This is a genomic window from Rhizobium sp. RCC_161_2 (genome assembly GCF_041355235.1).
GTDB lineage: Bacteria > Pseudomonadota > Alphaproteobacteria > Rhizobiales > Rhizobiaceae > Rhizobium.
This window is the reverse complement of record NZ_JBFUPL010000044.1, coordinates 1-1,053: the sequence shown is the minus strand read 5'-3', so window position 1 is coordinate 1,053 and position 1,053 is coordinate 1. Positions and strand designations below refer to the sequence as shown.

Sequence of the window (1,053 nt, the reverse complement as noted above, 5' to 3'; positions counted from 1 at the left end):
GGGCGTTGGTGCAGCGATCGCCGTGTAAGCGGACGTCTGTCTTTGATGCCTTTGCTACTCGGTAGCTTGTCTGTACCGGACAGAATTCGGGCGTGCACATTCCAGCATTCGATTGAGGACGGCGCAGCCGATGGCAACCTCCGTCTGCTGGGCGCCGAATGAGCGTGCCCTTAGCCGGCGGCCGATGATCGATTTGTACCGACCGATCGCGGTCTCGACCAGCGATCGCTTGCCATATCCCGTAGCGACTTGCCACTTCAACCGGCCATCGGCGTTGATCGCCGCAAGGTGGCGGTCTCTTTGGCGGGAGGGACCGGCGTCCGGCCGTTCTATCGCATTGGCGCGCGGTGGAATGACGACCGCCGCGTTAGGACTGTGTCCGGCGACGGCCTCATAGGTCGGGTCCGTCATAGGCGCCATCGGCCGTGAACTGATCGATCGGCATGTCGATCTGGTCGAGCAGCGGCTCCACCTGCGAGGCGTCGCCGGCATCCTGATCCGTCATGGCGTGTGCGATGATGTCGCCGCTGTCGGCATCCAGCGCCAAGTGCAGCTTGCGCCATCCCCGACGGGATTTGGTTGCTTGCTTTTCTTCCAGCCATTGGCCTGCATCGTAGATCTGCAAGCCTGTACTGTCGATGAGGACGTGGAGGGGTCCCTTGTCCGGGAGACGAAACTCCTGCCGTTTCTTTGGCACTCTCGGTTTGTTTGCCCTCCGGCTCAGCGTCGTGTGATCGGGAACAGCGAGATCCAGGCCGATCAGCTTCAGCACCGACGAAACAAAGCCCTCCGTCTGTCGGAGACGCAGGCCGAAAACCAATCCCAGCGTCAAAGCAGTCTCGATCGCCAGATCGGAATAGCGTGGCTGGCCACCGCGTGTCGTCCGCTTCGGCGCCCACCAGGACGACAATGCCTCCGGCGAGATCCAAAGCGTCAGACTACCGCGCCGACGAAGACCTGCCTCGTATTCCGCCCAGTTCGTCAGCTCAAACTTCATCTTGCTGATGCGATGGCGTCGGGAGGCGTTGTGTTTGAAAGGCATCGTTGCAAAGA

General features: G+C 61.3%; 1 pseudogene. It reads right to left on the bottom strand.

Annotated features, from left to right (window positions below):
• Positions 1 to 54: 54 nt before the first annotated feature.
• Positions 55 to 1,042, bottom strand: a pseudogene (locus AB6803_RS33080) (IS5 family transposase).
• Positions 1,043 to 1,053 lie beyond the last annotated feature (11 nt).